Source organism: Plantactinospora sp. CNZ321, assembly GCF_004217235.1.
The window spans coordinates 960,333-981,071 of the sequence record NZ_SHKQ01000001.1 but is presented as its reverse complement, the minus strand read 5'-3'; the positions used below and the strand labels follow the sequence as shown (position 1 = coordinate 981,071).

Genomic DNA, 20,739 nt, shown 5'->3' with positions numbered 1-20,739 from the left:
ATGTACCAATCCGTACTATCAGCTTTGTCAGAACCATACAAAGATCCATGGCGATCACGGACTTCTCGTCCCGTCTGTCCTATCCGGGCCTAGTGTCCCGTCCCAGGTCCGACCGGTGCGGACGGATCCAGCCGGCCGATAGTCAACGCCATCCGCAACGCGAAGGCGTCCCGGGCGGTCAGCGGGGAGAACCCGGTCACATCCGCGACCCGGCGCAGCCGGTACCGGACGGTGTTCGGGTGCACGAACAGGGACCGGGCCGCACTCTCCAGCACCCCGCCGGCCGCGAAGAACGCGTCCAGGGTCTCCAGAAGTTCGCCGCCGGCCCGGACCAGGGCGGCGTAGACGTCCTGGCGCAGCGACCGCCGGGCCTCCGGATCACCGGCCAGGGCCCGCTCGGGAAGCAGGTCGGCGGCGGCGACCGGGCGGGGCGCGGCGGGCCAGGCGGGCGCGGCCCGGAAACCGGCCAGCGCCGCCCGGGCCGAGTCGGTCGCCGAGTCCAGGCTCGGTACCGCCGGCCCGACCACCACCGGGCCGGGACCGAACCCGGCGAGCATCTTCGCGGTGGCGGCCAGCGGGTCGGTCGCGCCGCCGAGCACCACGACGAGGCGGTCGCCGTGCACCCCGCCGATCATCTCCAGGCCCAACCGCCGGGTGACCCGGTAGATGGTGTGCAGCACCGCGGCGACCTCGCCGCCCGGGGAGCGTCCCACCGCCACCGCCACCGGTGGGGCGTCCGACCAGCCCAGTGCGGCCGCCCGGCTGGCCAGCACGTCCGGGGAGTCACCCCGGAGCAGCGCGTCCACCAGCAGCGCCTGCAGACGGGCGTCCCAGGAGCCGCGCGACTCGGCGGCCCGCGCGTACACCCGGGCGGCCGCGAAGGCGATCTCCCGGGAGAACTTGAGGACCGCCTCGTGCAGCAGCCGCTCCTCGCCCGGCGCCGCCAGGTGCGGCACCTGCTCCTCCACCACGTCGATGGTCACCTTGATCAGGGCAACCGTCTGCTGGAGGCTGATCGACCGGGCCAGCGCCCGGGGCGCGGCGGCGAAGACCTCGTCCGGACTGTCCGCCAGCGCGTCGGCGCCGTTGTGGTCGTCGGCGTCCGGACGGGACCGCAGCCACTCGACCAGGGACCGGACGCCGGCCTGGGCGACCAGCATCACCCAGGAGCGCTGCTCGGCCGGCAGGTCGCGGAACCAGGGCAGGGTCTCGTCCATCCGGGCCACACTGGCGCTGGCCAACGTGCCCGCGGCCCGCTCGATCCGGCGCAGCGTGGCCGCCAGTTCGCCGTCGCCCGCCTCGCTCGCCATCGGCCCAGCGTGCCACGTGGAGTCCCGGGCGGCGCCACCGCCCGTGACATCATGTGCCGATGGTCGCCCGCCCCCCGCTGGTCGTCCCGCTGCTCGCGCTCGGCGGTTTCCTGCTGCTGCTCGCACTGACCGTGGCCGGTTGGGCGCCGCTGGACCGGCTCGACACCGCCGTCAGCGACGCCTTCCGGGCGTACGGCGACGCCAGCCCACGCACCGTCGACGTGCTGCGGAGCGCCACCGACGTGGCCGCCACGCTGCCGTTCCTGGCCGCCGGCCTGGCCGTCACGCTGGGGCTGGCCGTCCGGGAGGGACGCCGGGCGGCCACCTTCTGCGGCCTGGTGACGGCGCTGATCCCGCTGCTCTGGGGACTGATGCACCGGCTGGTGCACCACCCCCGGCCCGAGGACGGCTTCGTCGTGATCACCAGCAACGGATTTCCGAGCGGGCACACCAGCAACGCCGCGGCGGCGGCGCTGGTGGCCGTACTCCTGCTCCGACCCCGGCTCGGCGGGCCGGCCCGGGCGTGCACCCTCGCACTGGCCGTGGCCTTCGCGGCCTTCATCGGGTTCACCAGGGTCGCCCTGCTGGCGCACTGGCCCACCGACGTGCTCGGCGGCTGGCTGCTCGCGCTCGCCGTGGTCCCGCTGGCCGCCAGGGTGCTGCGGGGGTCGACCGACAACCCCCGGGTTCCCGAGCGCCACCCGGACCGGGCCGTCCGGTAGCGGGCGGCCGGAGCTGACCGCCGGCCACCTCGGCCGGTGGCGGGCCGGTCAGGGCGGCGGCAGGCCGAGTTCCTGCGCCAGGATCGCCGCCTGCACCCGGCTGCGCAGGCCGAGCTTGCCGAGGATCCGGCTCACGTGGGTCTTGGTGGTGCTCTCCGCCATCGTGAGCCGCTCGGCGATCTGCTGGTTGGACAGTCCCAGCCCGAGACAGGCCAGCACGTCCCGCTCCCGGGGCGTCAGATCGGCCACCGCCGTCCGGGCGGCCGCCGGGGTGGTCGGCGTGGCGGCGGCGAAAGCGGTGATCAACCGACGGGTCACCGCGGGGGCGATGATTCCCTCGCCACGGGCAACGGTACGCACCGCGTCGACCAGCCCGTCGGCGTCGGTGTCCTTGAGCAGGAACCCGGACGCGCCGGCCCGGAGCGCACCGAAGACGTACTCGTCGAGGTCGAAGGTGGTCAGCACCAGGACGTCGGCCAACCGCTCGGCGACGATCTCGGCGGTCGCCGAGACACCGTCGAGCCGGGGCATCCGCACGTCGAGCAGCGCGACGTCCGGGCGGAGCCGCCGGCACAGCGTCACCGCCTCCTCGCCGTCGGCCGCCTCGCCGACCACCGTCAGCCCCGGGGTGCCGGCGAGGATCAGCACCAGACCCGCCCGGACCGCGTCCTGATCGTCGGCGACCACCACCCGGATGACCCGGTCGGTTCCCGGTCCGTCCCCGGTCCCGGTCCGGTCACCGATGGCGGTGGCCCCGGCACCGCCGCCGACCAGGTCGTCGTGCCGCCCGGTCACGGCCGGACCGTCTGCGACACCGTCCGCTGGCCGGGCTGCCCGGCGCTACCGCCGGGGGCGAGCGCTGATCGGGCCGTCGGGCCGGGGGCGTCGACGTTCGGCAGTTCCGCGTGTACCCGCCAGTTCGCCCCGCACGGGCCGGCCTCGAACCAGCCGCCGAGCAGGGTCGCCCGTTCCCGCATTCCGATCAGTCCGGCCCTCGCCCCGGGCAGGTCGGCACCGGCCGCGACCGCCGCGCCCCGGGGCTCGTCGGGGTGGGCGAGCGGGTTCTCGATGGTCAGGCTGACCGACCGGTGCCGGTGGCTGATGGTCAGGGTGGTGGGGCCGGCGCCGTGCTTGAGCGCGTTGGTGAGCGACTCCTGGACGATCCGGTACGCGGCCAGGTCGACGCCGACCGGCAGCGGGCGTACGTCGCCGGTCATCTCGAACCGTAGCGCCAGGCCGGCGTCCCGGGCCTGGCCGACCAGCCGGTTCACCTCGGCCAGCCGGGCCCGGACCGGACCGTCGACCGTGCCCAGCCGGGCCGGTTCGGTGCCGGGATCGTTGCCCCGGCCCGGTGCTCGGCTCGACTCCCGGTCGGCGTCGGACCGGGCACCCGGACTGGCCTTCACACCCCCGGCCGGCCCTTCCGGCGACCGCTCCGGGGCGCCGGGCCGGTCCGGACCGTCCCCGGCAACGTCGGCCCCGGGGTCGCCCGGGGCCGGGTCGGGCCCGGGGTCGGCCGGGGCGGGGACTGTTTCGGCGTCGGCGGGTTCCCGGAGCAGGCCGATCATCTGCCGCATCTCGGCGAGCCCCTGCACGCTGTTCTCCCGGATCACCCGCAGCGCCTGGTCGAGCTGTGTCCGGTCCAGCCCGGAGACCGAGAGCGCGGCGGTGGCGTGGATGGCGACCGCGCTGAGGTGGTTGGCGATCACGTCGTGCAGTTCCCGGGCCATCCGGCTCCGCTCCGCCGCTATCGCCTGGCGCCGGTCGAGCTCCGCCAGCCGGGCGGTCTGTTCGGCCCGGGCACGCTCGGCGGCGGCCTGGTCGCGGTACTGCCGCAGGCCGATGCCGCTGACCACCGGCAGCACGCCGATCAGCACCACCGGGACTCCCAGCCCGATGCCCTGCCAGGCCGGGGACGCCAGGACGACCCCGATCAACACGGCGAGCCCGGTCAGCACCAGGTTGACCCGGAGCAGCCAGCGCCAGAGCATCGCCGACCCGTACACGCAGGAATCGAAGAGCACCTGGGTGTAGACCAGGGCGGTGGCCAGCGACGACCCGTGGACGAGGTCGACGACCATGGCGACGGTGCCCAGCGCCAGGCCGAGCCGGGTCGCCACCCGGCGCAGCGCCACCGCCAGGCAGGTGACCGCCAGGGTGCCGACGGAGAGTCCGGGCGGGGCGTCCAGCAGGCTGGGGCTGAGTGGGTTGTAGATCCCGAGCGCCAGCATCAACAGCCCGCCCGCCAGGGACGCGGACGCCACCGCGACGTCCCGGGACAGGGACCCGCGCTCCAGACTCAGCCGTGCGGTCACCCCTCGATCCCATCACACCGGCGCGCCGTTCCCGTCGGCCTCGACGACGAGACGGGCCGGTCAGGGTCCGTCGAAGGGTGTAGGCGTACCTCTTTCGGCGGATCCGGATCTCGACACCGGTACGGAGGCCGTGGCGGGTCGCCCCGACCAGACTGGTGGCAGTGACCGTACGACGGCCTCCGGGGGAGCGCCGCCATACCGGAAAAGACCGTGGTGCGACGATCGGGGGGTACGGGATGCTGGCGGTGATCGCCGCGGGCGAGATCGGATTCTGGGTACTGCTCGTTGCCGGCCTGATCGCCCGTTATCCGCTCCGGATGCCCCGGCTGGGCGCTCTGCTGCTGCTCGGTACGCCGTTGATCGATCTTGTGATCCTGGTCGCTACCGTCCTCGACCTGCGTGCCGGTGCCACCGCCGACTTCACGCACGGACTGGCCGCGGCGTACCTCGGCTTCTCGGTCGCCTTCGGGCACAGCATGATCCGCTGGGCCGACCAGCGGTTCGCGTACCGGTTCGCGGGCGGGCCGCCGCCGACGAAGCCGCCAAGTGGCGGCTGGGCCAGGGCCCGGTACGAGTGGCGGGAGTGGGCCAAGGGCCTGCTGGGCTGGGCCATCGCCTGTGGGCTGCTCTGGCTCGGCATCCTCATGGTCGGCGACCCGGACCGCACCGCCGAGCTACAGGCCTGGATCATGCGGCTGACCGTGGCGATCGTGATCTGGCTCGTCGCCTTCCCGGTCTGGGCGACCGTCTTTCCCAAGCGCACCGCGCAGAAGTGACCGCCGGCTGCTCTCCGTTGGCCGAAGGTTGACCAGTTCGTGACCTGGATCTTCCACAGGCTGGAAATGCTGGGGTTTCTCGCCACAGCGGCGTCGAACTCGTCGTCCGGGACCAGTACGGTGACATGGTCCCGGTGATGCGCTTTCCCGCACTGGCTCACCGTCAACGGTGTGGGTGCCACCGCACGGCGGGGCGAGCGCCCACCGGCGGCGAGTGTGAGGAGGCCTGGATGGCGCATGACGCCGAGCGTGGCTGTTCGGAGGACGGGCAGGACTCGCTGCTTGGCGATCGTGGGCCGCTGCCCCCGCTCGGCCCGGTCGGCCGGTTCCGTTGGGTCTGTGGCGCCACCGCCGGGCTGCCGGCGAGTCCGCTGGACGGGACGCCCGGCAGGTCCGGTGCCGAGCCCACGGATCCCCGGTCGGTCGCCGACCCGGTCGAACCGCCGGGTCCGGCGCGGCCGGCGGCGAGGGCCGGGGCGCGTCCAGCCGGACCGGCGGCACCCGACGACCAGACCGGGACGTGTCATCCCGCGGAGCCGGGGGAGGGGGCAGTGCTGGCCTCCGCCCCGGACGGCTCGGAGCATCCCGTGACCGATCCGGGAAGTCTGGGTGAACGGTCGTCGAGGCTGGTTCCCCGGCCCCGCGCGGCGGAGCCGGACGGCGACGGCCCGGGGCAGCGCACCGAGGCGGCCACCGCGCCGGTAGAACCGGACGGGTCGATGCGGTCATCGCCGGACGAGCCGGCCGGCCGGCGTACGCCGGGTTGTCAGACCGACCTGCCGGGCTGGGCCGGGGCGCACCGGCACGGCGCGGTACGCCCGTCGCCGCGCCCCGTCCGGCGGGACCGTCCACCGCGCCGCTGGTGTTGATCCCTGCCGGACAGACCGGCCCCGGGTTGACTGCTGCGAGTTTGACTGCTGCCAGGCTGACCGCTGCCGGGTTGGCGCCCTGTTGAGCCCGCCCGTCGCGGGGCCCGCTCTCCGTGGCCTGCCCGACCGGTACTCTCCGTATCCTGCCCGACCGGTCCGGTCAGCGGGTCCGGCGCCGCACCAGCAGCGCGATGCCGGCGAGCCCGAGCGTGATGGAGACCAGCACCGCGCCGTTGAGCAGCATCAACTGCCGCAGCTCGCCGAGCAGGCGGTCGACGTCCTCACCGGTGCCGATCGCTTCGTCGGGGATCACCCGTTCGCCGCCGCCGATCCCGCCACCGTGCAGGGTGGTGATGTTCTGCTCGGGCAGCGGGGCACCGGCCGCGAGCAGGGTCTCCGCCATGGTCAGCCGGCCGAAGAACCAGGCCGCGCCGGGCCGGCTCTTGTCCGGCTGCTGGGCCGGCCGGTGGACCCGCGGCCCGCCCTTGGCCAGCGGGTAGAGGTCGTAGGTCTGCTGGGCCGCATCGCCGGCGTGCACCGCGAGGGTGTACTTCGGACCCAGATCGGCGGCCTTCAACGCCCCGGTGTTGCCCCCGCCGGTCCTCAGGAAGCCGACCTGGTCGAGGAGTGCGGCGAAGAGGTCCGGCTTGCCCTGCGCCGGGACGGTCAGCGGGGCCGGCAGGTCCTTGCCGCTGAGCACGACCGCCGTCGGCTTGGCGGGTTTCGCCTGTGCGGCCGGCTTCGCCTGTGCGGCGCCCGCGATCCCGAGCCAACTCGCCGCTGCGACCAGCAACGTCGCCACGCCGACGAGTCGACGACTCACCTCTGCGGCCATCGCCGACCTCCTCGCCCCGTCTCGATGGTGGCCATGATGCAGGTCACGCGCTGGTTGGTCGGTGGAGTGCACGATAGTGTCCCGGATGGACCTGCCGTACTCACTACAAAGACTCCGCAGAACGCCGCTCGGTTGCACCTGAACGAGCAGTTATTGGAACTATCTGCGATCTAGGGCCGACTAAGTGGCGAGCCGTTGATCAGTTGGGCGAAATCGTAGCCGGATGGAGGCAATCATGGGGGCCCGGGTCACCCGTGTCGGGACGCTGGCACTCAGCGTGGTGGTGGTGGCGCTGAGCGTACTGTTGCCGGCCAGTCCCGCCGCGGCGCACAACTCGCTGACCGGTAGCGATCCCCGCAACGGCGCCCGGCTCGACAAGGCTCCGGCGAACGTTCGGCTGACCTTCCTGAACAAGCTCGATGCCGCCACGACGCGGGTCACGGTGACCGGCCCGGACAACGTCGACGCGGCGGCGGGGAAGCCCGTCTTCTCCGGCTCCCGGGTCACCGTGCCGGTCCGGCCGGGGGCCGCCGGGCTCTACATCGTCCGGTATCAGGTCGCCTCCGCCGACGGGCACCCGGTGAAGGGCGAGGTCCGGTTCACCCTCACCGTGGGCGCCACCCCGACCGCCTCGCCCTCGGCGGCCGCGCCGACCCCCTCCGTCCCGGCCAGTTCCGCACCGGCCGCCGCGCCGTCGACGGCCGATGCCGGACCCCTCGGCCCCGCCGCCGACCCGGGCGGTACGGCGTGGTGGCCATGGGTCGCCGGTGCGGTGCTGGTGCTGCTCGCGCTGGCCGGCGCGGTGCTGTTCCGCCGCCGGAGTTCAGGCCGCTCCGGTTCGACGAACTGAGGTCCGCCAACCGGCGACCGGCGACCGTCCGTGGGCGGGGCGGCGCGACGCCGTGGGTCAGCTCTGGCACCACTGCGGCGCACCCAGCCGGTCAGTAGGAGAAGGCGGGTGCCAGGTCGAGGCCGAGGCCGGACGGGCCACAAGACGATCCAGCGCGGCGGCCAGGGTGGTCAGCAGGACCGCGAGGACCAACCACCGCTCAGACCAGCCGGAGTCGGGCGGCGCGCAACCGGGTGAGGGTACGCTCCCGGCCGAGTACGGCCAGCGACTCGAAGAGCGGCAGCCCGACGCTGCGACCCGTGACGGCGACCCGGACCGGCGCCTGCGTCTTGCCGAGCTTCAGTCCCCGGCGGGCGCCGACCTCCTCCAGGGTGGCCTTCAGCGGCTCCGCCGACCACTCCGGCAGGGCCTCGAAGGCGGCGATCGCCTCGTCCAGCAGGTCGGCGGAACCCTCCTTCATGCTCTTCGCCCAGGCCGCCTCGTCGATCAGCGGCGAGTCCAGGAAGAGGAAGTCGACGTTCGGCACGATCTCGCTGAGTACCGCGATCCGGGTCTGGGCCAGCGGCGCCACCGCGGCGAACGCGGCGGGGTCGAACTCCGCCGGCTGCCAGGGCGGCGGGGCGATGGTCTCGGTACCGGTCAGCCACGGCTGGCAGGCCGCGACGAACTCGTCGACCGGCAGCGCCCGGATGTACTCGCCGTTGAAGGCGCGCAACTTCTTCTCGTCGAAGAAAGCCGGTGACGGGTTCACCTCGGCGAGCCGGAACTCGGACTCGATCACCGACCACGGCACGATCTCCCGGTCGCCCGAGGGTGCCCAGCCGAGCAGCATCAGGTAGTTGCGCATCGCGTCGGCGAGGTAGCCCTCGTCCCGGTACGCCTCCAGGGCCACCTTGTCGCGCCGCTTGGAGAGCTTCTGCCGCTTCTCGTTGACCACCACCGGCACGTGCGCCCAGACCGGCGGCTTGACCCCGAGCGCGTCCCAGAGGAGTTGCTGCTTGGGGGTGTTCGGCAGGTGCTCCTCGGCCCTGATCACGTGCGTGATGCCCATGGTGAGGTCGTCCACGACGTTGGCCAGCAGGAAGACCGCCGACCCGTCGCCCCGGGCGATCACGAAGTCCTCGATCAGCCTGTTCTCGAAGGTGGGCTCGCCGCGGACCAGGTCGACCACCACGGTCTCGCCCTCGTCCGGGGTACGGAACCGCAGCGCCCGCCCCGGGCCCGACTCCAGGCCGCGATCCCGGCAGAAGCCGTCGTACCCCTGGTACTGCGAGCCGGTGCGGGCCTGGATCGCCTCGCGGGTGCAGTCGCAGTAGTACGCCCGGCCGGTGGTGTACAGCCGGGTCGCGGCGGCGCGGTGCTCGCCCGCGTTCGCGGACTGGAAGTGCGGTCCCTCGTAGCTGCCCCGCTCGATCCCGATCCAGTCCAGCGCGGAGAGGATCCCCTCGGTCCACTCCGGTCGGTTGCGGGCGGCGTCGGTGTCCTCGATCCGCAGCACGAAAACACCGCCCTGCTGCTTCGCGAAGATCCAGTTCTGCAGCGCGGATCGGGCGCCGCCGACGTGGAACATTCCAGTCGGGGAAGGGGCAAAGCGTACGCGTACCGTCACGGGCTCCAGCCTACGCACGCCCCCGGGGCGACCGGCCACCAGGTTTCCCGCCGCCCCTTCTGGCGCCCCGCCCGCCGCCCCGCCCGGCGGCACCCTGTCCCGGCGAACTTCACGGCGGTAGTTCCCTCCGGCGTGTCGATAGCCAATCGTCCGTTTTTGTCGGTAATCGTGAATAAGCTGCCAATGGTCACGGGTTGTCCGCAATGGAGGCGACTGAGGATGATGCTCATCGAACGCAGCACGCGGGTCTCCGCACCGATCGAGGCGGTGTGGGACCTGGTTCAGCGGGCCGAACACCTGCCGGGCTGGCTGGCCGGAGTCCGACAGGCGGAGGTGCTCTCCGGGGAGGGCATCGGCCGCCGCCAGCGGGTGCACGCGGCGGGCCGGGCGCTGGACGCCGAGGTGATCGCGTACCAGGAGCCGACCCTGATCGCCTGGCGCGAACGGGCCGAGGGCGCGGGTGCGCGGGCCGAGGCGCGCACCGAGGTCTACGTCGAACTCGCCCCGGAGGAGGACGGCACCTCGGTACGGCTGATCATGGTCCGCTGGCCGGCCGGCCCGGTCAGCGGGGCACTGCTGCGCTGGGGGATGCGCCGGGTCGGTGCCGACCTCGAAGGATCGCTCGCCCGGCTCACCGGGCTGGCCACGGTCGGCTGAGGGGCGGGCCGTCGCGGCTGCGACGTCCCGCCCCTCCGGGTCGTTTTCAGCGACCCCCTCGGGTCGTTTTCAGCGACCGACCGTCAGGAGTCCCCGCCGGTCTCGCCCACCGGCGCCGCCGAGATGTCGTCGATCGCGTACTTCTTCGCGGCCTCGGCCGGCACCGACGGCGGTACCGCGCCGCGCCGCGCCAACTGGGCGAGCGCGGCCACGGTCACCGACTCGGCGTCCACGTGGAAGTGTCGGCGCAGCGCGTGCCGGGTGTCCGAGAGCCCGAAGCCGTCGGTGCCGAGCGAGGTGTAGTCGCCGGGAATCCACCGCGAGATCAGGTCGGGTACCGCGCGCATCCAGTCGCTGACCGCCACCACCGGTCCCTCGGCGTCGGCGAGCTTGCGCTGGATGTACGGCACCTTCGGCTCGTCGCCCGGGTGCAGGAAGTTGTACTCCTCGCACTCCACCGCGTCCCGGCGCAACTCCGTCCAGGAGGTGACCGACCAGACGTCGGCCGCCACGCCCCAGTCCTGGGCCAGCAGGTTCTGCGCCTTCAGCGCCCACTGCATCCCGGTGCCGGAGGCGAGGATGTTGGCCCGAGGCGCCTCGCCGCCGCCCTCACCGCTGACCGAGGGGGCCGGCGAGTACCGGTAGATCCCCTTGAGCAGCCCCTCCACGTCGACGTTCTCCGGCTCGACCGGTTGGAGGATCGGCTCGTTGTAGACGGTCAGGTAGTAGTAGACGTTCTCCGGCCGCTCGCCGAACATCCGGTGCAGGCCGTCCTCGAAGATGTGCGCGATCTCGAACGCGAACGCCGGGTCGTACGCCACCACGGCCGGGTTGGTCGCCGCGATCAGGTGCGAGTGGCCGTCCTCGTGTTGCAGTCCCTCGCCGTTGAGCGTGGTCCGACCGGCGGTGGCGCCGAGTACGAAGCCCCGGGTCATCTGGTCGGCCGCCGCCCAGAACCCGTCGCCGGTGCGCTGGAAGCCGAACATCGAGTAGAAGATGTACAGCGGGATCATCGGCTCGCCGTGCGTGGCGTACGACGACCCGGCGGCGGTGAACGAGGCCACCGAGCCCGCCTCGTTGATCCCCTCGTGCAGGATCTGCCCGGTGAGCGCCTCCTTGTAGGACAGGAACAGCTCCCGGTCGACCGAGGTGTACTTCTGGCCGTGCGGTGAGTAGATCTTCTGGGTCGGGAAGAGCGAGTCCATCCCGAACGTCCGCGCCTCGTCCGGGATGATCGGCACGAACCGCTTGCCGAACTCCCGGTCCTTCATCACGTCCTTGAGCAGCCGGACGAACGCCATGGTGGTGGCGATCTTCTGCTTGCCGGAACCCTTCTTGACGTCGGCGAACCGCTCCTTGCCCGGCACCGCCAGCGGCACCGGATCGGTACGCCGGCTCGGCAGGTAGCCGCCGAGCTGCTGCCGCCGCTCGCGCAGGTACTCCATCTCCTCGGACTTCTCGCCCGGGTGGTAGTACGGCGGCAGGTAGGGGTTGGACTCCAGCGCCGAGTCCGGGATGTCCAGGTAGAGGCGGTCGCGGAAGCTCTTCAGGTCGTCCAGGGTGAGCTTCTTCATCTGGTGCGTGGCGTTGCGGCCCTCGAAGCTCGAACCCAGCGTCCAACCCTTGATGGTCTTCGCCAGGATGACCGTCGGCTGACCGGTGTGCTCGACCGCCGCCTTGTACGCCGCGTAGAGCTTGCGGTAGTCGTGCCCGCCCCGCTTGAGGTTCCAGATCTCGTCGTCGGAGAGCCCCTCGACCATCTTGCGGGTGCGCGGGTCCCGGCCGAAGAAGTGCTCCCGGACGTACGCCCCGGACTCCGCCTTGTAGGTCTGGTAGTCGCCGTCCGGCGTGGTGTTCATCAGGTTGACCAGCGCGCCGTCGGTGTCCGCGGCGAGCAGCGGGTCCCACTCCCGGCCCCAGACCACCTTGATCACGTTCCAGCCGGCACCCCGGAAGAACGACTCCAGTTCCTGGATCACCTTGCCGTTGCCCCGCACCGGGCCGTCCAGCCGCTGCAGGTTGCAGTTGATCACGAAGGTGAGGTTGTCCAGCTCCTCGCGGGCGGCCGCGCCGATCGCGCCGAGCGACTCGACCTCGTCCATCTCGCCGTCGCCGAGGAACGCCCACACGTGCTGGTCGGAGGTGTCCTTGATGCCCCGGTGCTGCAGGTAGCGGTTGAACCGCGCCTGGTAGATCGCGTTGATCGCGCCGAGCCCCATCGAGACGGTGGGGAACTCCCAGAAGTCCGGCATCAGCCGGGGGTGCGGATATGACGGAAGCCCGCCGCCCGGGTGCGACAACTCCTGCCGGAAGCCGTCGAGCTGGTGCTCGGTCAGCCGCCCCTCCAGGTACGCCCGCGCGTACATCCCGGGCGAGCCGTGGCCCTGGTAGAAGATCTGGTCGCCACCGCCCGGGTGGTTCTTGCCCCGGAAGAAGTGGTTGAACCCGACCTCGTACAGCGATGCCGAGCTGGCGTAGGTGGAGATGTGTCCACCGACGCCGATCTCCGGCCGCTGCGCCCGGTGCACCAGCATCGCCGCGTTCCACCGGATGTATGCCCGGATCCGCCGCTCGATGTGCTCGTCCCCCGGGAACCAGGGTTCCTGCTCCGGAGGGATGGTGTTGATGTAGTCGGTGGTGGTCAGGGGCGGCACCCCGACCTGGCGCTCCCTGGCCCGCTCCAGCAGGCGCAGCATGACGTATCGGGCGCGTTTGGCGCCGCGCTCGTCGATGACACCGTCGAGTGACTCGACCCACTCGCTGGTTTCTTCGGGGTCGATGTCCGGAAGCTGGCTCGGCAGGCCGTCGCTGATCACCGGGCGCTTGCGTTCCGTGGCCACAGGCGTTCCCTAGGTTGTGTTGGGTAGGTCTCTAGCGTCCATCCTGCCCCCTGATGCCTCGCCGCGTCACCTCTAGACCGGGCATAGGCGACGCGGGACACAGGTACCCGACGGTAACCGCCCGGAAATCCGGAGTTTCCGGAAGAGGCCTCGCAGTGCGCCCCAGGGTGGCCCGGTTTGTCGCCGGCATTTCATCCCCTCCGTACCGTCATCCGGCGACGTTCCGTACTGCCACCCGGCGGGTGGACGGTTGCGGCAGACTGGGCGGATGGAGAGCGAGGTGATCACGATCCGGACGGGCTCCCGGCCGGTCGTCCGGGACATCACCCGGGAGGCCGAGCGGTTCCTCGCGGGCAAGGGGGACGGACTGCTGCACGTCTTCGTGCCGCACGCCACCGCCGGCCTGGCGATCATCGAGACCGGCGCCGGTTCGGACGACGACCTGCTGACCGCCCTCGACGATCTGCTGCCCACCGACGACCGCTGGCGACACCGGCACGGCTCACCCGGGCACGGGCGCGACCACGTACTGCCGGCCATCGTCGCGCCGTACGCGACGCTGCCGGTGCTCGGCGGCCGGTTGGCGCTCGGCACCTGGCAGTCGATCTGCCTGGTCGACCCGAACGGCGACAACTCCACCCGCCAGGTCCGCCTCTCCTTCCTGCCCGGCTGACCGCCGCCCACCCCGGCGCCCGAGGGCAGCCGCGGCGGTGGCGCCGGTTCGGTAGCCTCGCCGGGATGACACCGCCGTCCCGCATCGACGCACCGATCGTCGCCGTCACGGTCTTCCCGGACCGGGCCCGGGTCACCCGCCGAGCGGACCTTCAGCTCCCCGCCGGGGAGCACCGGATCCGGATCGGCCCGCTCCCGCTCGGCCTGCACCGCGACTCGCTGCGGGTCAGCGGCCACGGGCCGGCGAGCGTCCTCGGGGTGGACGTGCTGACCGAGGTGCAGCCGCGCACCTCCGACCGGACCGCTGCCGAGCTGGAGCAGCGGCGCCGCGAGCTGACCGGCGAGCTGGCCGAGCTGGCCGACGCGGACGCGGTGGAGACCGGGCGGGAGGAGTTCCTGACCCGGCTCGCCCAGCGGGCCGGCGGCACGTACGCCCGGGCGCTGGCCGGTGGGGAGGCCACCCCAGCCGACGTACTCGGATTCACCGACTCGGTGGCCGAGCAGACGGCGGCGAGCCAGGCCCGGCGGCGGGAGCTGGGCCGGCGGCGCGACGAGACCCAGGACCGGCTCGCCGCCGTCGAACGCGAACTCGCGGCCCTGCCCGGCAAGCGGCAGCCGGACCGGCTCGCCGCCGACGTGGTCGTCCGGTCCGACCCCGCCGATGCGGAGCAGCCCGGCGACGGCAGCGGCAGCGCCGAGGTCCGACTCGAACTGTCGTACGTCGTGCCGGGGGCGGGCTGGACCTCCTCCTACGACCTGCGGCTGGTCGACGAGAACCTGACGCTCACCTGGTTCGGGCTGGTCAGCCAGCGCACCGGCGAGGATTGGCCGGAGTGCGAGCTGCAGCTCTCCACCGCCCGTCCGACCACCGGTACCGCCCTGCCCGAGCTGACTCCCTGGTATCTGGACCAGCTGGACCGGACGGTCCAGGAACGAGGGAGGGGCGGTGCGCCGGTCCGGACGATGGCGGTGGCCGCGGGTGCGGTCGGCGGTCCGCCGCCGGCCCCGGGAGCCGTAGCCCGCCGGGCCGCCCCGGTCGCCCAGTCGACCGCCACCGTGGAGCAGGGCGTGGTGGCCGCCACGTACCGGCCGGCCCGCCCGGTGGCGGTGCCCGCCGACGGTGGGGCACACCGTGCGGTCGTCGCCGTGCTCGAACTCGAGTCCACCCTCGACTACGTCACCGCGCCGGTCCGTACCCCGGACGTGCACCTGCGGGCCACCGTGACCAACGGTTCCGCCCACACCATGCTGCCCGGACCGGCCTCGGTCTTCCACGGCGGCGACTTCGTCGGCAGTACGCCGCTGCCGACCTGGGCGCCGGGGGAGGAGGTCGAGCTGGCGCTCGGCCTCGACGACCGGATCCGGGTGAAGCGGGAGCTGATCCGGCGCAGCGACACCAGGGCCACGCTGGGCTCGACCCGACGCCGGGAGGTCGAGTACCGGACGACGGTGGCCAACCACACTCCCCGGCCGGCCCGGGTGACCATGCTGGACCAGCTTCCGGTCTCGCGCGCCGAGGGCATCACGGTCCGCGAGCTGCGCCTCGATCCGGCGCCTGAGGAGCGGGCCGCGTTGGGCGAGTTGATCTGGCGGCTGGAACTGCCGCCGGGAGCCTCCCGGGAGATCCTCCTCGGCCTCCGGGTGGAGCTGGCCAAGGGTGTCGAGCTGGCCGGCTGGCGCGAGTAGCCGCCGGGCCACAGGTTGAGCGCCATCACTCCCAGACCGGGGCGCCCGGGTCGACGTGCGCGCCGGCCCGAGATCGCCATGGTTTGCGGGACCTTCCCGCGAGGTAACCCGAACGCCACGGTCGGTTGTGACGTGTCTGAGTGGTCACGGGTGGCCGGCGTCGGTAATGCTGTCGGACGTGACCACCCCCCAAGATCTCGACGAACGGTTCCGGGAGGCGGTCGGCGCCATCGAGGTGTCGGCGACCGGGCGGACGGCGGCGGAGCCGGTCCGGGACGGCGGCACGCTCGACGGTCGGACGGCCCTGGAACTGTTCGACGCCCAACTGGTCAGCCGGCACCTTGATCTCGCTGCGCGCTGGCTGCGCAGCTTCGGCGAGGGGTTCTACACCATCGGCTCCGCCGGCCACGAGGGCAACGCGGCGGTGGCGCTCGCGGTCCGGTCCACCGATCCGGCCCTGTTGCACTACCGGTCCGGCGCGTTCTACTGCGCCCGGGCCGTCCAGGCCGAGGCCGAGGGGCTCGCCGCGCGGGCCGGGCAGGACGACGGCCCGGCGCACCGGGTCGGGGTCGCCGAACGGGTGGCCGAGGCGATGCGCGGCCAGGACGGCAACGGAAAGCCCGGCGACCGGGACCGGGACGGCGACGCCGACGACGGGACCGGCACGCCGGACGCGGTCCTCGATGCCGCCCGGGACGTGCTGCGCGGGGTGGTGGCCTCCGCCGACGAGCCGATCGCCGGCGGCCGGCACAAGGTGTTCGGCAACCCCGCCGTGGCCGTCGTGCCGACCACCTCCACCATCGCCTCGCATCTGCCCCGGGCGGTCGGGATCGGCTTCGCCATCGAACGGCTGCGCCGGCTCGGTGACGGTCGGGTGCGGCCGGCCGGTCGACGGGCGGCCGGCGGTGCGGCCCGGCGGCACGGTGCGGCCGAGCCGGCCTGGCCGAGCGACGCCATCGTGGTCTGCTCGTTCGGCGACGCCTCGGTGAACCACGCCACCGCCGTCGCCGCGTTCAACACCGCCGGCTGGTGCGACCACGCCGGGCTGCGCATTCCGGTGCTCTTCGTCTGCGAGGACAACGGGCTCGGCATCAGCGTCCGGTCGCCGGACGGCTGGGTGGCGCAGGCGTTGCGGGCCAAGCCCGGGATCCGGTACTTCTCGGCGGACGGCTGCGACCTGGTCGAGACGTACGACGTGGCGGTCGAGGCGGCGGCCTGGGTGCGCCGGCACCGCCGGCCCGCCGTGCTGCACCTGTGCACGGTGCGGCTGATGGGGCACGCCGGGGCGGACGCCGAGATCGCGTACCGGAGCGCCGCCGAGATCGCCCGGGACGTCGACCGGGATCCCGTGGTGGCCACCGCCCGGCTGCTCGCCGAGGCCGGCCTGGTCACCCCGGAGGAGCTGATCGCCCGCTACGACGAGGTCGGCTGGCAGGTCCGCAAGGTCGCCGAGGAGGTGCTCGGCGAGCGCAAGCTGGAGAGCGCGGCGGACATCGTGGCTCCGCTGGCGCCCCGGCGGCCGGTCCGGGTCGCGCGGACGATCACCGACGCCGCCGGCCGGGCCGCCGGGCCGGGTGCCGCGGCCCGCAGCGCCGCGTTCGACGGCAAGCTGCCGGAGCAGGCCGGCCCGCTCACCCTGGCCCAGACCATCAACGCCGCGCTCGCCGACGGGCTGCTCGACCACCCGGGCATGACCGTCTTCGGCGAGGACGTGGCGGTCAAGGGCGGGGTGTACGGGGTCACCAAGGGCCTGCGGGAGCGGTTCGGCGCGCCCCGGGTCTTCGACACGTTGCTGGACGAGACGTCGATCCTCGGGCTCGGGCTCGGTGCCGGGCTGAGCGGGATGCTGCCGGTGCCCGAGATCCAGTACCTGGCGTACCTGCACAACGCGGAGGACCAGCTCCGGGGCGAGGCGGCCACGATGCAGTACTTCTCCCGGGGCGCCTACCGCAATCCGATGGTGGTGCGGATCGCCGGGTTGGCGTACCAGGACGGGTTCGGGGGGCACTTCCACAACGACAACTCGCTGGCCGTACTCCGGGACGTTCCGGGGTTGGTGCTCGCGGTGCCGGCCCGGGCCGACGACGCCGCACCGATGCTGCGCTCGTGCCTGGCCAGTGCGGCGGTGGACGGCAGTGTCTGCGTCTTCCTGGAGCCGATCGCGCTGTACCACACCCGCGATCTGCACGCTGAGGGTGACGAGGAGTGGCTCGCCCCCTATCTCGGCCCGGGCGGCTGGACGGCCAGCCACGTGCCGATCGGCCGGGGCCGGGTGTACGGCGTCGGCTCGGCCGAGGACGTCACGATCATCACGTTCGGTAATGGTGTTCGCATGTCGCTGCGGGCCGCCGCGAAGCTGGCCGAGGAGGATGTCGGCGTCCGGGTGCTGGACCTGCGCTGGCTGGCCCCGCTGCCGGTGGCGGACATCATCCGGGAGGCCCAGGCGACCGGCCGGGTGCTGGTCGTGGACGAGACGCGCCGCTCCGGCGGGGTCGGCGAGGGTGTGGTGGCGGCGCTGGTTGATGCCGGTTTTGTCGGATCTGCCCGTAGGGTGGCTGCTATCGACACTTTTGTGCCGCTGGGTCCGGCTGCCCGTCATGTACTGGTCTCCGAAGAGGCCATTACCCAGGGTGCCCGAACGCTGCTGGCGCGGTAAATTCCCTTCGACCCGGTGCGCCACTTGCGCGCGAGGGAACAACTGTGTGGACTTTGCGTCATCGGCGTCGCACGGATGCCGCTGGCAGTGGAGATGAGGAGGCACGTGACAGTGAGCGCGACCGCTGGTCAGGCCGCCGACGGCGTACGGAGTCTGGCGGACCGGTTCGGCATCGAGCCGGGGATGGTCGTCATGGAGATGGGCTACGACGACGACGTCGACCAGGATCTCCGGGACGCCCTGACCGATCGCTGCGGAGAGCTGGTAGACGAGGACACCGACGAGGTCGTGGACTCGGTGCTGCTCTGGTATCGGGACGGCGACGGTGACCTGTTCGAGATGCTCGTCGAGACGCTCAGCCCGCTGGCTGACAACGGCGTGGTCTGGTTGTTGACGCCCAAGGCCGGACGGGAGGGCCACGTCGAGCCGAGCGAGATCAGTGAGACGGCGGTCACCGCCGGCCTCCAGCAGACGTCGACCATCAACGCCGGCAAGGACTGGAGCGGCGCTCGACTGGTCCTCCGCCGTGGCACCAAGGGCAGGAAGTAGGAAGGAACCGGATGCCGATCGAGGTTGGCGCCCCAGCGCCGGACTTCGTGTTGAAGGACCAGAACAACCAGCAGGTACGACTCTCCGACTTCCGTGGTCGCCGAGCCGTGCTGCTGGTCTTCTACCCGCTGGCGTTCACCGGCACCTGTCAGGGCGAGCTGGGCGAGCTGCGGGACAACCTCCACGAGTACCAGAACGACGACGTCCAGGTGCTGACGATCAGCGTCGACTCGGTCTATGCGCACAAGGTGTGGGCCGACCGGGAGGGTTTCGAGTTCCCGCTGCTGGCCGACTTCTGGCCGCACGGTGGGGTGGCCCGGACCTACGACGTCTTCAACGACACCGCCGGGTTCGCCAATCGGGGCACTTTCGTCATCGACCGGGCCGGCACGGTGCGCTTCGCCGAGCTGAACCAGCCCGGCGAGCCGCGTGACCAGGCCGGTTGGCGCAAGGCTCTGGCCATGGTGGTGGCCTGAGCCGGCCGCCGGGGTACGGTTTCGACCGGCCGGTGGGTCTCCGCGCGGGGTGCGTGGCGGCTACCGGGTTCCGGATACTGGGTCGACCGTGGGGCGCAGCGGCAGGGTAAGCTTGCCGCCGCCGGTAGGCCGCACGGGCGTTCCGGGCGCGTAGCTCAGTGGGAGAGCACTCGCCTTACAAGCGAGGGGTCGCAGGTTCGAAACCTGCCGCGCCCACCGATCCTCCTTTTCACCCCACCCCCGGTTCCTGCCGTCGTGATCGACCGGCCGGTGTTCCGTGAGCGGACGATCACCATCCGGGTACCGGCCGCCGTGCTGACCCGGCCGCGTCGCCCGCCGACATAGGTTTCCTTTAAATATGGCCTAAGCTTCGCTCTCCTCGGGCATCCGAGATTGACTCATAAGCGCGCACGGCAATACGGTCCTGGCCGACAACTCCATTGCCACTCTGGCGCCGCTTTCTGGGAGGTTGAGTACGTGGCCACGGCCCGATCTGCGGTAAAGGCAACGCGTCCGACGGCTGTTCTGCTGGCTGGCCTGGTGATCGGACTGCTCGTGCTGCCGGGGGCGGCGATCGCGGCCCCTGCCGGGCCCACCCAGCTCGGCGCTGCCGACATGGCACTGCTCAGCGGGGTGCGCATGGCCGGGCTCTGGGAGATGCCGGCCGGGCAGATGGCGGCCGAGAAGGGCGACAGCGCCCGGGTCCGGGAGATCGGCGCCGAGATCGCCAAGCAGCACGTGGAACTGGACCAGCTCACCGTGGAGGCCGCCAACAAGCTGGGCGTACAGCTGCCCAACGAGCCGAGTGCGCAGCAGAAGGGCTGGATCACCGAGATGACGAACGCGTCCGGGGCGCGGTTCGACCGGATCTTCGTGGACCGGCTGCGGGCGGCGCACGGCGCGATCTTCCCGGTGATCGGGGCCGTCCGGTCCGGAACCCGGAACGAGATCGTGCGCCAGCTCGCCGAGCAGGCCAACGGCTTCGTCATGAACCACATGACCCTGCTGGAGAGCACCGGCCTGGTCCGGTACGCCGAACTTCCCCCGGTGGTGGTGCCCGCGCCACAGGACCAGTCGCTGGCCGCCAACGCCAAGGCGAACGCGGAGTTCGGCACCGGCCTGAACACCACGGTCATCTGGGCGGTACTCCTCGGCGCGCTGGCCCTGGGCGGCATCGCGACGGTCCGGGTGTTCCGGGGCAGGTAGCGGTTCGGACGGGCCGGAACCGACTCAGGACGGGGCCGGCCCGCGCCATCGGTACAGCCAGGGCGGCCTCTCCCCGGGGGTTGCCTCCAGCTCGTAGATCTCGGCCCGGGCGAGTCCGCCGTCGACCACCAGGTGGTGGGTGAGCGGTGGGCGGCCGTGCACGTCGAGGTCGACGATCACGATGTCGCCGTCACCCGCGCCCCCGACCAGCGGGATCTCGGTGGTGACCTCCATGTGGCCATCCTGCCGCCGGGGGTGCGCCCGGCGCAGCGGATCGGCGTACCCGGCACGCCACCACGTCACCGGTGTCTCCACCGAGCCGGTCCGCCGCCATCGGTCGGCGCCTCCCGACCGGTCACCGCCACTGGTAGTGCAGGTCCGCGACCCGTACCCCGATGCTGACCCGGGCCAGTACGGCGGTCAGCAGCGCCTGCCGCTGGTCCTGCGGCACGTCCCGGGCGGCCTCCCCGTACGTCGCCGCGACGTGTGCCCAGACGGCCTGCTCGGCCTGCTCGGCCAGAATCCAGGGGCGGGGACACTGCCGCCGGGGGCAGCCGTAGTAACGGCGTCCGCTCGACGAGAAGGACGGGATCAGCAGTTCGTCGCAGGGCCCGCAGGAGAGCAGCCCGCGGAGCAGGTAGCGCCCTGGCGTGGCCCGTTTCACGATGGGAAAATCCACGGTCACCGCCTCGCCTCGTGATCTACGGCGCA

Annotated in this window: 18 protein-coding genes, 1 tRNA gene and 2 pseudogenes; 13 read left to right on the top strand and 8 right to left on the bottom strand. The window is 72.5% G+C overall.

All coding sequences use genetic code 11. The annotated features are described in order from the left end of the window. Positions 1 to 89: 89 nt before the first annotated feature. Positions 90 to 1,310, bottom strand: coding sequence for a helix-turn-helix domain-containing protein (locus EV371_RS04260; protein ID WP_130460890.1), 1,221 nt, complete (start codon positions 1,308 to 1,310; stop codon positions 90 to 92). A 59-nt stretch (positions 1,311 to 1,369) separates the two neighbouring features. Between EV371_RS04260 and EV371_RS04255 the strand changes: the two genes are divergently transcribed. Then, positions 1,370 to 2,032, top strand: coding sequence for a phosphatase PAP2 family protein (locus tag EV371_RS04255; RefSeq protein WP_130460889.1), 663 nt, complete (start codon positions 1,370 to 1,372; stop codon positions 2,030 to 2,032). 48 nt (positions 2,033 to 2,080) lie between these two features. Here the strand turns inward: EV371_RS04255 and EV371_RS04250 are convergent, their stop codons facing one another. Both EV371_RS04250 and EV371_RS04245 read right to left on the bottom strand, forming a co-directional pair. Further along, entirely contained in the window at positions 2,081 to 2,776 is a 696-nt protein-coding gene (locus tag EV371_RS04250) for a response regulator transcription factor (RefSeq protein ID WP_130465652.1), read from the bottom strand. A 47-nt stretch (positions 2,777 to 2,823) separates the two neighbouring features. Then, positions 2,824 to 4,347 (bottom strand): sensor histidine kinase, encoded by a 1,524-nt coding sequence (locus EV371_RS04245; protein ID WP_130460888.1) that lies wholly within the window; start codon positions 4,345 to 4,347, stop codon positions 2,824 to 2,826. Positions 4,348 to 4,583: 236 nt separating this feature from the next. On the opposite strand from EV371_RS04245, the gene EV371_RS04240 reads away from it, so the two are divergent. Both EV371_RS04240 and EV371_RS04235 read left to right on the top strand, forming a co-directional pair. After that, positions 4,584 to 5,123, top strand: coding sequence for a hypothetical protein (locus EV371_RS04240; protein ID WP_130460887.1), 540 nt, complete (start codon positions 4,584 to 4,586; stop codon positions 5,121 to 5,123). Between the two features lie 230 nt (positions 5,124 to 5,353). Beyond that, a complete protein-coding gene (locus EV371_RS04235) occupies positions 5,354 to 5,992 on the top strand; it encodes a hypothetical protein (RefSeq protein WP_130460886.1) in 639 nt (212 codons plus the stop codon). Between the two features lie 160 nt (positions 5,993 to 6,152). On the opposite strand, the gene EV371_RS04230 is transcribed toward EV371_RS04235, so the two are convergent. After that, entirely contained in the window at positions 6,153 to 6,827 is a 675-nt protein-coding gene (locus EV371_RS04230) for a hypothetical protein (protein WP_349338643.1), read from the bottom strand. A gap of 223 nt (positions 6,828 to 7,050) precedes the next feature. Here EV371_RS04230 and EV371_RS04225 point away from each other — a divergent pair, with 223 nt between their 5' ends. Beyond that, a complete protein-coding gene (locus EV371_RS04225; RefSeq protein WP_486484475.1) occupies positions 7,051 to 7,677 on the top strand; it encodes a copper resistance CopC family protein in 627 nt (208 codons plus the stop codon). 199 nt (positions 7,678 to 7,876) lie between these two features. On the opposite strand, the gene gltX is transcribed toward EV371_RS04225, so the two are convergent. Next, positions 7,877 to 9,286: a glutamate--tRNA ligase gene (gltX, locus tag EV371_RS04220; RefSeq protein WP_130460885.1), complete on the bottom strand. Its 1,410-nt coding sequence runs from the start codon at positions 9,284 to 9,286 to the stop codon at positions 7,877 to 7,879. Positions 9,287 to 9,505: 219 nt separating this feature from the next. Here gltX and EV371_RS04215 point away from each other — a divergent pair, with 219 nt between their 5' ends. Next, on the top strand, positions 9,506 to 9,943 hold the full coding sequence (locus EV371_RS04215; RefSeq protein ID WP_130460884.1) for an SRPBCC family protein: 438 nt from the start codon (positions 9,506 to 9,508) through the stop codon (positions 9,941 to 9,943). A gap of 83 nt (positions 9,944 to 10,026) precedes the next feature. Here EV371_RS04215 and aceE read toward each other — a convergent pair whose 3' ends face one another. After that, entirely contained in the window at positions 10,027 to 12,783 is a 2,757-nt protein-coding gene (aceE, locus tag EV371_RS04210; protein ID WP_130460883.1) for a pyruvate dehydrogenase (acetyl-transferring), homodimeric type, read from the bottom strand. Positions 12,784 to 13,051: 268 nt separating this feature from the next. Between aceE and EV371_RS04205 the strand changes: the two genes are divergently transcribed. From EV371_RS04205 to EV371_RS04175, 8 genes and pseudogenes are all read left to right on the top strand, one after another. Further along, complete coding sequence (locus EV371_RS04205; protein WP_130460882.1) at positions 13,052 to 13,456, top strand: YjbQ family protein; 405 nt, start codon at positions 13,052 to 13,054, stop codon at positions 13,454 to 13,456. 65 nt (positions 13,457 to 13,521) lie between these two features. After that, the gene (locus tag EV371_RS04200) at positions 13,522 to 15,141 is read left to right on the top strand and encodes a mucoidy inhibitor MuiA family protein (RefSeq protein ID WP_130460881.1); all 1,620 of its coding nucleotides are present in this window, start codon (positions 13,522 to 13,524) and stop codon (positions 15,139 to 15,141) included. 166 nt (positions 15,142 to 15,307) lie between these two features. Further along, positions 15,308 to 15,758 (top strand): annotated as a pseudogene (locus EV371_RS34065) (MFS transporter); the annotation flags it as partial. A gap of 65 nt (positions 15,759 to 15,823) precedes the next feature. Then, positions 15,824 to 17,797: pseudogene (locus EV371_RS04195) on the top strand (transketolase C-terminal domain-containing protein); the annotation flags it as partial. Positions 17,798 to 17,908: 111 nt separating this feature from the next. Beyond that, positions 17,909 to 18,346: a DUF3052 family protein gene (locus EV371_RS04190; RefSeq protein ID WP_130460879.1), complete on the top strand. Its 438-nt coding sequence runs from the start codon at positions 17,909 to 17,911 to the stop codon at positions 18,344 to 18,346. A gap of 11 nt (positions 18,347 to 18,357) precedes the next feature. Continuing rightward, entirely contained in the window at positions 18,358 to 18,822 is a 465-nt protein-coding gene (locus tag EV371_RS04185; RefSeq protein WP_130460878.1) for a redoxin domain-containing protein, read from the top strand. 144 nt (positions 18,823 to 18,966) lie between these two features. Further along, positions 18,967 to 19,038 (top strand) — tRNA-Val (locus EV371_RS04180). 324 nt (positions 19,039 to 19,362) lie between these two features. Next, a complete protein-coding gene (locus EV371_RS04175; protein ID WP_349338640.1) occupies positions 19,363 to 20,028 on the top strand; it encodes a DUF4142 domain-containing protein in 666 nt (221 codons plus the stop codon). Between the two features lie 24 nt (positions 20,029 to 20,052). On the opposite strand, the gene EV371_RS04170 is transcribed toward EV371_RS04175, so the two are convergent. Further along, positions 20,053 to 20,262: a hypothetical protein gene (locus EV371_RS04170; RefSeq protein ID WP_130465649.1), complete on the bottom strand. Its 210-nt coding sequence runs from the start codon at positions 20,260 to 20,262 to the stop codon at positions 20,053 to 20,055. A 121-nt stretch (positions 20,263 to 20,383) separates the two neighbouring features. After that, positions 20,384 to 20,707, bottom strand: a complete 324-nt coding sequence (locus tag EV371_RS04165) for a recombinase zinc beta ribbon domain-containing protein (protein ID WP_165436598.1) — start codon at positions 20,705 to 20,707, stop codon at positions 20,384 to 20,386. Between the last annotated feature and the right edge of the window lie 32 nt (positions 20,708 to 20,739).

Coding starts and splice junctions, on each gene's coding strand:
- EV371_RS04260 (WP_130460890.1), bottom strand. CDS start 1,310: ATGGCGAGCGAGGCGGGCGACGGCGAACTGGCGGCCACGCTGCGCCGG.
- EV371_RS04255 (WP_130460889.1), top strand. CDS start 1,370: ATGGTCGCCCGCCCCCCGCTGGTCGTCCCGCTGCTCGCGCTCGGCGGT.
- EV371_RS04240 (WP_130460887.1), top strand. CDS start 4,584: ATGCTGGCGGTGATCGCCGCGGGCGAGATCGGATTCTGGGTACTGCTC.
- EV371_RS04235 (WP_130460886.1), top strand. CDS start 5,354: ATGGCGCATGACGCCGAGCGTGGCTGTTCGGAGGACGGGCAGGACTCG.
- EV371_RS04230 (WP_349338643.1), bottom strand. CDS start 6,827: ATGGCCGCAGAGGTGAGTCGTCGACTCGTCGGCGTGGCGACGTTGCTG.
- EV371_RS04225 (WP_486484475.1), top strand. CDS start 7,051: ATGGAGGCAATCATGGGGGCCCGGGTCACCCGTGTCGGGACGCTGGCA.
- EV371_RS04215 (WP_130460884.1), top strand. CDS start 9,506: ATGATGCTCATCGAACGCAGCACGCGGGTCTCCGCACCGATCGAGGCG.
- EV371_RS04205 (WP_130460882.1), top strand. CDS start 13,052: ATGGAGAGCGAGGTGATCACGATCCGGACGGGCTCCCGGCCGGTCGTC.
- EV371_RS04200 (WP_130460881.1), top strand. CDS start 13,522: ATGACACCGCCGTCCCGCATCGACGCACCGATCGTCGCCGTCACGGTC.
- EV371_RS04185 (WP_130460878.1), top strand. CDS start 18,358: ATGCCGATCGAGGTTGGCGCCCCAGCGCCGGACTTCGTGTTGAAGGAC.
- EV371_RS04170 (WP_130465649.1), bottom strand. CDS start 20,262: ATGGAGGTCACCACCGAGATCCCGCTGGTCGGGGGCGCGGGTGACGGC.